The sequence below is a fragment of the Micromonospora sp. AMSO1212t genome, from assembly GCF_008868145.1.
Lineage (GTDB): Bacteria > Actinomycetota > Actinomycetes > Mycobacteriales > Micromonosporaceae > Micromonospora > Micromonospora tulbaghiae.
Map to the genome: position 1 here is coordinate 23196 of NZ_WBKS01000064.1, position 8133 is coordinate 31328.

General features: G+C 76.4%; 6 protein-coding genes and 1 pseudogene. 6 read left to right on the plus strand and 1 reads right to left on the minus strand.

Annotated features, from left to right (window positions below; all coding sequences use genetic code 11):
* Positions 1-38: 38 nt before the first annotated feature.
* The 4 genes from F8279_RS17405 (at position 39) to F8279_RS17420 (ending at position 5308) form a co-directional block, all read left to right on the plus strand.
* A complete protein-coding gene (locus tag F8279_RS17405; protein ID WP_255474156.1) occupies positions 39-995 on the plus strand; it encodes a cytochrome d ubiquinol oxidase subunit II in 957 nt (318 codons plus the stop codon).
* Positions 992-2689 (plus strand): thiol reductant ABC exporter subunit CydD, encoded by a 1698-nt coding sequence (gene cydD / locus F8279_RS17410; protein WP_151500492.1) that lies wholly within the window; start codon positions 992-994, stop codon positions 2687-2689. The genes F8279_RS17405 and cydD overlap by 4 nt, the downstream gene beginning before the upstream one ends.
* A gap of 97 nt (positions 2690-2786) precedes the next feature.
* Positions 2787-4562 carry a thiol reductant ABC exporter subunit CydC gene (cydC, locus tag F8279_RS17415; RefSeq protein ID WP_225853313.1) on the plus strand — a complete coding sequence of 592 codons (1776 nt, stop codon included), beginning with the start codon at positions 2787-2789 and terminating at the stop codon, positions 4560-4562.
* A gap of 62 nt (positions 4563-4624) precedes the next feature.
* On the plus strand, positions 4625-5308 hold the full coding sequence (locus F8279_RS17420) for a permease prefix domain 1-containing protein (RefSeq protein WP_091415424.1): 684 nt from the start codon (positions 4625-4627) through the stop codon (positions 5306-5308).
* A 14-nt stretch (positions 5309-5322) separates the two neighbouring features.
* Here the strand turns inward: F8279_RS17420 and F8279_RS17425 are convergent, their stop codons facing one another.
* Complete coding sequence (locus F8279_RS17425) at positions 5323-5664, minus strand: PadR family transcriptional regulator (RefSeq protein WP_091415420.1); 342 nt, start codon at positions 5662-5664, stop codon at positions 5323-5325.
* A gap of 145 nt (positions 5665-5809) precedes the next feature.
* Between F8279_RS17425 and F8279_RS17430 the strand changes: the two genes are divergently transcribed.
* Both F8279_RS17430 and F8279_RS17435 read left to right on the plus strand, forming a co-directional pair.
* Complete coding sequence (locus F8279_RS17430) at positions 5810-6766, plus strand: DNA primase (protein WP_151500494.1); 957 nt, start codon at positions 5810-5812, stop codon at positions 6764-6766.
* 40 nt (positions 6767-6806) lie between these two features.
* Positions 6807-8133 (plus strand): annotated as a pseudogene (locus tag F8279_RS17435) (transposase); the annotation flags it as partial.

Consider the following 8133-nt stretch of genomic DNA (forward strand, 5'->3'; position numbering starts at 1 on the left):
TGTACGCCCTGCTCGGCCTCTTCTTCGCCGCCTACCTCGTGCTCGGCGGCTACGACTACGGCGTCGGCCTGCTGCTGGCCCGGCGCGGCCCGGCGCCGGGCAGCCGGGCCACGCTCACCGCGCTCGGGCCGTTCTTCCTCGGCAACGAGGTCTGGCTGGTGGCCGCCGTCGGCATCCTGTTCGGCGCGTTCCCCCGGCTGGAGGGCGAACTGCTCTCCGGCTTCTACCCGGTCGTGCTCGCCGCGCTGACCGGAGTGGTGCTGGTGACCGCCGGGGTGCAGTTGCGCAGCCGCCCGGCCTCCGCCACCGCTCGCGCCCGCTGGGACCGGGTGGTGGTGGCCGGCTGCGTGCTCGCCGCGCTGGGCTGGGGCGCGCTGCTCGCCGGGCTGCTCCAGGGCGTGCCGTTGAGCGGGGACGGCCACGTGGTCGGTGCCGGTCATCTCGCCACACCGTTCGTCGCCGCCGCCGGGCTGGCGCTGCTCGCGCTGGTAGCGGTGCACGGTGCGACGTTCCTCACGCTCCGGCTGCCCGCCGCCGAGGCCCCGGCGCTCGCCCGGCTGGCGAGCGGCCTGGTGCCCGCCGCGCTCGTGGCGGTCGCCGCGGCCACCGTCCTGGGCCTGCTCTCCGATCGGGTACGCGCCGCTGTGGCGCGCCCGGCGGCCGCCGTACTCCTGCCGTTGGTGCTCGTGGCGGCGCTGCTGGCGGCCCGCGCGACGCTGCGGCGGGGCCGGGCCGGGACGGCCTTCGCGGCGACCGCGACGGCGCTGGCGCTTCCGGCGCCGCTGATCGGAGCCGCGCTCTGGCCCCGGATCCTGGTCTCCACCACCGACCCGGCGGCGTCGCTGACAGTGGCCGAGGCGGCTGCCAGCCGCCCGACGCTGGCCCTGTTGGGATGGCTCGCGTTACCGCTCCTGCCGGCCCTACTAGGCTTTCAGGCGATGTGCTGGTGGGTTTTCCGGGGACGGATCGACGGCAGGGCACCGGTGTACTGGTGAACCGCCGCCCGTTCGACCCGCGTCTGCTGCGTCGGGTCCCCGCGGCCCGGCGCGACCTCGCCGTGCTCGCGGTGCTGGGCGGGCTCACCGCGCTGCTGGTGATCGCCCAGGCCACCGCGCTGGCGACGGTGCTGGCCACGGCGTTCGACGGCCGGCTGCACCGGCCGGCGCTGGCCGGTTTCGTGGCCGCGGTCGCCGGGCGGGCGCTGGTGAGCTGGGCGCAGGGCACCGTGGCGGCGCGGGCCGCCGCGACGGTCAAGGCGGCGCTGCGCGCCGACCTGCTCGGCGCGGTCGGCCGGCACGGGCCCACCTGGGTCGCCGGGCAGCGGGCCGGGCAGCTCGCCACCCTGGCCGGGCGCGGGCTGGACGCGCTCGACCCCTACTTCACCGGCTACCTGCCGCAGCTCGTGCTGAGCGTCACCGTGCCGGTGGCGGTGCTGGCCCGGATCGTGTTCGCCGACTGGAGCTCGGCGCTGATCATCGCGCTCACCATCCCGCTCATCCCGATCTTCGGCGCGCTGCTCGGCTGGCAGGCGCAGGCCGCCACCGAACGGCAGTGGCGCCGGTTGTCGCTGCTCGGCGGGCACTTCCTCGACATGGTGGCCGGGCTGCCCACGCTGCGCGCGTTCGGCCGGTCCAAGGGGCAGGTCGACGTGGTACGCCGGATGGCCGACGGCCACCGCCAGGCCACCATGAAGACGCTGCGCATCGCGTTCCTGTCCGCGCTGGTGCTGGAACTGGTCGCCACGCTCTCCGTCGCGCTGGTCGCGGTGCCGGTCGGCATCCGGCTGCTCGGCGGCGGCCTCACGCTCTCCACGGCGCTGCTGGTGCTCCTGCTCACGCCGGAGGCGTACCTGCCGCTGCGGGCCGCGGGCAGCCGGTTCCACGCCAGCATGGAAGGGCTCACCGCGCTGGACGAGGCGCTCACGCTCTCCGCCACCGACGCACCCGCCACCACCGGGCCCGTCACCGCCGCCGAACCCCGGCGTCCGGCGCCGGACGGCCGGGGCGAGATCCGCTTCGAGGGCGTGACAGTCGCGTACGACCGGACCACCGCGCTGCGCGACGTCACGCTGACCATCCGGCCCGGCGATCGGGTGGCGATCATCGGACCCAGCGGCGCGGGCAAGAGCACGCTGCTCAACCTGCTGCTCGGGTTCGTCGCGCCGACCTCGGGCCGGGTCACCGCCGACGGGGTGGACCTGAGCGGGGTCGATCTCGACGCCTGGCGCCGCGAGCTGGCCTGGGTGCCGCAGCGGGCGCACCTGTTCGCCGGGTCGCTCGCCGACAACATCCGCCTCGGCGCACCGGACACCCCGGATGCCGCACTCGCCGCGGCGGTCACCGGCGCCGCGCTGGACGAGGTGGTCGACGCCCTGCCCGACGGGTTGGGCACCCGCCTCGGCGAGCGCGGCCACGGCCTGTCCAGCGGGCAGCGGCAACGCGTCGCGCTCGCTCGCGCGTTCCTCCGGGACGCCCCGGTCGTGCTGCTCGACGAGCCGACCGCACGGCTGGACAGCGCCAGCGAGGCGGTGGTGCTGGACGCGACCCGGCGGCTGGTCGCCGGACGTACCGCGCTGCTCGTCGCGCACCGGCCCGCGCTGCTCGCCGACGCCGACCGGATCCTGCGCGTCGAGGACGGCCGGGTCACCGAACTGCACGCGACCGCCACCGGCCCGGCGGTGCCCCGATGAGCCTCGCCTGCCCCGCCCACCCGGTGGTGGCCCGGTGACCGCCGGCGACGGCGTGACGCCGGTGGGCCGCGAGCCCGCCGGGCCGACCGGGGTTCCGGTGGCGCCCTCCGGCTCGCCCGAGCCGCCCGCACCTGCCCGCCCCGGCGCCGAGCGGGCGGTGCTGCGACTGGCCCGGCCGTACCTGAGCCGGCTGCTCGGCGCCGGACTGCTCGCCGCCGCTACCGAGTTCGCCGGCCTGGCGCTCATGGCCACCGCCACCTGGCTGCTGATGAGCGCCGCCGGCCGGCCGCCGCTGGACCGGCTGACAGTGGCCATCGTCGCGGTCCGGGCGCTTGCGGTCAGCCGGGGCGTGTTCCGCTACACCGAACGGCTCGCCGGGCACGACGCCGTCCTGCGCATGATCACCGACGTACGGGCCCGCGTCTTCGCCACGCTCGCCGCCCGCCGCGAGACCGGCCGTCGCACCGGGGACGCGCTGAGCCGCCTGGTCTCCGACGTGGAGGCCGCTCAGGACCTGCTCCTGCGCGTCCTCGTGCCCGGGGCGGCGGCGGCACTGGTCAGCGTGCTCGCGGTCGGCGTCGCCGCGCTGATCTCACCACCGGCCGCCGGAGTGCTCGCGATCGGCCTGCTCGTAGCCGGCGTGGCGCTCCCAGCGCTCGCCACCCGGATCACCCGCCGCGCCGCCGACGAGGTGTCTCCGCTGCGCGGCGCGCTCGCCGTGGACGCGGTCGACCTCACCCACGGCGCCGCCGACCTGGCCGCGTTCGGGGCGACCGGCGCCGCGCTCGCCGCCGCGGACGAACGGGCCGGACGGCTGGCCCGGCTGGAACGCCGGCTCGCCGCGACCGGCTTCGCGGTGGACGCGCTCGGCGTCCTCGTCGGTGGCCTCACCGCCGCCGCCGTGGTGGTCGTGGCGCTACGGGCCGGGGTCGGTGGCGTGCTGGTCGGCGTCCTCGCGGTCGGCTCGCTCGCCGCCGTGGAGGTGGCGCTCGCGCTCGTCGCGGCGGCCCGCCAGCGCACCCAGCTGCGAGCCGGGCTGGCCCGCGTCGCCGACCTGCTCACCGAGCCCCCCACGGCGACACCGCAGACCACGGCGGAGCCCGGGACCGACGGCCACGACGTGCGGTTCTCCGACGTGACGGTCCGCTACCGGGCCGGCGCCGCCCCCGCCCTGGCCGGGTTCGACCTCGACCTGCCGGCCGGCCGCCGGGTGGCGGTGGTCGGGCCGAGCGGCGCCGGCAAGAGCACGCTCGCCGCCGTGCTCACCGGCGCGGTACGCCCCGACACCGGCCGGGTCACAGCCGGCGGCGTGCCGGTGTCCGAGATCCCGGCCGAGCACCTGCCCCGGGTGGTCGGCGGCCTGCTCGCCGAGGCGTACGTCTTCCACGCCACCGTCAAGGAGAACCTGCTCCTCGGCCGTCCGGACGCCACCGAGGCGGACCTGGTCGACGCGACCCGGGCGGCCGGCCTGCTCGACTGGGTACGCGAGCAGCCCGACGGCTGGGACACGGTGGTCGGCGAGCAGGGCGGGCAGCTCTCCGGCGGGCAGCGGCAGCGGCTCGCGCTGGCCCGCGCGTTGCTGGCCGCCCCGCCGGTGCTGGTGCTCGACGAGCCGACCGAAGGGCTCGACCCGGCGGCTGCGGACGCGGTGCTGGACTCCGCGCTCGCCGCCACCCCGGCCGGTCACTCGGTGGTGCTGATCAGCCACCGGCTCAGCGGTCTGGCCGGGCTGGACGAGATCGTGGTGCTCGAAGGCGGCCGGGTCGGGCAGCGCGGCCGGCACGACGAGCTGGTGGCACGCCCCGGCTGGTACCGGGAGCAGTGGCTGCGCCAGGAGGCGGCCGAGCGCGGTTACCTGGCGATCACGCCCTGACGCCCGGCCGATCGGGGTTTTCCCTGACGCGGGTGTCGCCCGTCGGTGGCAGGCTTGGCCGCATGCTGGTGCATGAGGAGGCAGTGGTCGACCGCCGGCTGCACGAGTTGTCCACGCGGTTGCACGGGCCGAACCGGCTCAAGGCCGACCTGCTGACCGAGGCGCGGCACGCGCTGGAGGACGCCGTCGAGGCGTACCGGGACGGGGGCCTGCCGCGGGCGGAGGCGCAGCGGCGGGCGGTCGCCGAGTTCGGCAGCGACGCCCAGCTCGTGCCGGGTTTCCAGGCCGAGCTGGCCGCCGGTGCGCTGCGCGGGCTGGCGCTGCGCACGCTCGTGGTGGCGGTGGTGCTCATCGCCGCCGGTGACCTGACCTGGCAGGGGTCGAGCTGGAGCGGCGGTCCGCCGCCGCCGCAGAGCTACCTGCTGCTCTCCGCGTCGCTGAACGGGATCTGGGGCGTGGTCGCCGCGCTGGCGCTGGTCGCGCTGCTGGTCGGCCCGCTCGCCGCCCGGTGGAGGTCACCGCGGCTCGTCCGCCCGGCGCGGCTGATCGGTTTCGGTCTTACCGGCAGCCTGCTGCTCGGCGCGGTCGCCGGGGGCGCGCTGTTCGGCTGGTCGATCGGGCTGTGGGACGCCGCGCTCACCTGGCCTCCCCTGATCATCGGGATGGTGGTGGTCTCGGCGGCCTGGTTCGCCCTGGCCCGGGCGGCCCGCTGCTGGGTGCTCGCCGACCGCCGGCTGGCCGGCTGAGCGGCCGGGCGCGGTCAGGCCGGTGCGGCGGGTGGCTCGTCCGCGCCGAGGAACCGCCCGACGGTGGCGCTGAAGTCGCGCCAGCCGGCCCGCTCCCCGGCGAGCGCCCGGCCACCGGCATCGGTCAGCTCGTAGGTGCGGCGCTCCCGGCCGTTCACGGTGCTCCAGGTGCTCGCCACCAGCCCGGCCCGCTCCAGCCGGCGCAGCGCCGGATAGATGGTGCCGGTGGGCAGATCCAGCGTGCCGCCGCTGCGGGCACGCAACGCCTCGATGATCGCGTAGCCGTGCAGCGCACCCCGTTCCAGCACGGCGAGCAGCAGCGCGTCCAGGTGTCCGTGCAGCGCCTGCGCCTTCATGCGTAGCAACGCTACTTGTCGTGCCGCCGCGTCGCCAAGGGGTGCGACTCCCGGTCGGAACCGTCGCCCACTAGGGTATGTGCGCAGAGTCACTCGGCGGCGCGACGCCGCCGGGTGGGCAACCCGAACGCACACGGAGGTCAGCGTGGCCCGCCAGTCGCCCCAACGGCCCGACGCCGACGAGCCCGAGCTCGACGACACCGACGCCGCCGCCGCGGCCGACGAGGTCGAGGAGGACCGCCCGCCGGCCGACCGCGCGCTCTGGGACGAGGTGCGGATCGACCCGGTGGAGATCGCCCTGCCCGCCGGCACCGGCTTCACGCTGCGGGCGTACCGGCAGGCGCGCGAGCTGACCCCGACCGACGTCGCCGAGCGCGACCAGGACGACCCGTTCCTGGCCCGCCGCCAGGTCGTCGAGACCGAGGACGACGAGGAGGTGGTGATCCTCGACGAGGAGTTCGCCGCCCTCTCCGCCGAGGAGGACGACGACGAGGAGAAGGACGCCAAGGCCCGCCGCAAGGACAAGGCCGGCGCCTCGGACGACGAGAAGGCCGAAGCCGAGGCCGACGACGACGCCGAGGACGACGCCGAGGACGACGAGGACGAGGCGGGCGACGAGGAGGTGCCGGTCTTCCTCACCCACAAGGGCCGGCTCCTGCTGTTCAAGACCCCGGAGTCATTGGTCACTTTCATCCGTTCCGGTGCGCCCAACGACCTGTCCCAGCTGGACAGTTGGAATGAACTGTCCGAACGGCTGGAGCCGGCCGACATCGCCCCGCTGGACGAGGACACGTACGAGCTCGACCTGGTGGTGGAGAACCTGCGCGGCGGCCACGACGCGTGGGACCACGAGCTGCTCATCGAAGCCGGTGAGATCGCCCGTGACCTGGCGTACGCCCTGCGGCTACCGGCCGTGCTGGACATGCTCTCCGCCGGCTCCAGCCTGGACGACCTGGACGAGGCGCTGCGCGCTTCCGTCAACGGTGGCGTCGGCGGTTTCCTGGGTCGTCGCCGGCTGAAGAAAATCGGGGCACAAACCGCAAGTTTGGGTTGGCGCACCATTGTCGGCAAGATCTCTGCGGTTGTGGACTGGCGCGACTGACCCGGAGCGGGGAGCATCAGTCTCTGGCAGAGCAAGACCTGTGTCCCGGGAGGAGGACGACGCCGTGGCGCTCGTGCGCGTGTACTGCGGTCTGGCCTCGGCAGATCCGGCCGACCGAACGGCTTCGGCCGGAACGACGCTGACGTCCGCTGTGGTCGACGACGCAGGCCGTCTGCTGCACGTCTGCGAGATCGGTGACGATCCCGCCGGTTACGCCCGGCTGGTCGCGCTGCTGGTGGAACGGTCCGGCGGTCCGAGCGGCGCGGCCATCGCCGCGGACAGCGACGACCACATCGTCACCTCGCTGCTGAGCGCCGCAGGCCGGCCGCTGGCGATCGCGGACGACGACTCGGTCGACGACTTCGCCGAGCGCTTCGCCGACGACGACTCCCTGGAGGAGATGAACTCCCCGCCCGCCGAGCGCCGTGCGGTCGGGCTGGCCCGCGCGCTCCAGGCCGGCGCGCTCTCCGCGGTGACCCTCCCGGCGCCGCGTGAACTCGCCGGATACACGCAGGTCCTGGCCGCGCACGCGGCGCTGGCGAGTGGCCGGCACTCCGCCGCGGTGACGCTGCGCGAGGTGCTCCGCGAGCTCTACCCGGCCGCGCTGCGGGCCTACCCGGACCCTGCCGACCGGGTCGCCCTGGCGGTCCTCGACGCGCTGCCCGAGCCGGGGATGCTCACCGGCCCCGCGGGCCGCGGTGGCCGGGACGGCGCGCTGGCCGCCGACGCGGTCGTCGCGCATCTGGCCGGCGAGGGTGTGGCCGACGCCGACGCCGTCTCCGACGCGGTGACCGCGCTGCGTGTCGCCATCTCCGAGACGCCCCGGCGGGCCACCGTCAACCGCACGCTCACCGCGGCCGTCGCCGAGGCCGTACGTCAGGCCGTCGCCTCGGTCCGGACCTGTGACGCCGGCTGCGACGCGCTCGTCGGCGCGCTCGCCGAACGCACCGCTCCCGCCCCCGCGACCGGCCGCCGGGCCGCCGCCCGACGGGGAGAGCAGGTCGACGAGCTGACCTCGACGTCGGCGGCCGACCTGCGTCCGGTGCGCTCGATCCAGCCGGAGCCGATCGCCGAGCCCCACCGTGGCCGTCCCGAACCGGCCGGCGCTCCCGAGCCGGCCGGCCGCCGCGGCCGTCCCGAGCCGGTTCCCGGTGGGCGGCGCAGCCGTCCGGAGCCGCTGTCCGGTGCTGCCGCCACGACGACGCCCCGGCCGCTCGGCCCGCCACCGGTCGCACCCGCGCCTGTGACGCCGCCGCCGGTCGCCCCGGCCCCCGTCACGCCCGTCGCCCCGGCGGCCGCACTGGGCCGGCCGTCCTCGGCTCCCCCGGCGCGGTCCGAGCCGACCGGCGCGCCGCTGCCGTCGCGGG